Consider the following 229-nt stretch of genomic DNA (forward strand, 5'->3'; position numbering starts at 1 on the left):
CCTTACGTTTAAACAAACTGACGCACGGTGCACTGGACGTAACCGTCGGACCTTTGGTCAACCTTTGGGGATTTGGCCCGCAAAAAGAAATCACACACGAAACAACCGCACAAGAAATCCAACATGCTTCAGAAATGGTCGGTACGGACAAAATCAAACTTTCCCAAGACGGCCTGCAACCTACACTGGCGAAAACCCATCCCGAAGTCTATTTAGACCTATCCTCCAT

At 48.0% G+C, this 229-nt stretch carries 1 protein-coding gene; it reads left to right on the plus strand.

Going from position 1 to position 229, the window contains the following annotated elements; translation table 11 throughout:
• On the plus strand, nucleotides 1-229 hold a 229-nt coding region (locus tag ACTHR7_RS10960; RefSeq protein ID WP_440370827.1), incomplete at both ends, for an FAD:protein FMN transferase.

The organism is Neisseria sp. P0007.S010 (assembly GCF_051962875.1).
Lineage (GTDB): Bacteria > Pseudomonadota > Gammaproteobacteria > Burkholderiales > Neisseriaceae > Neisseria > Neisseria subflava_A.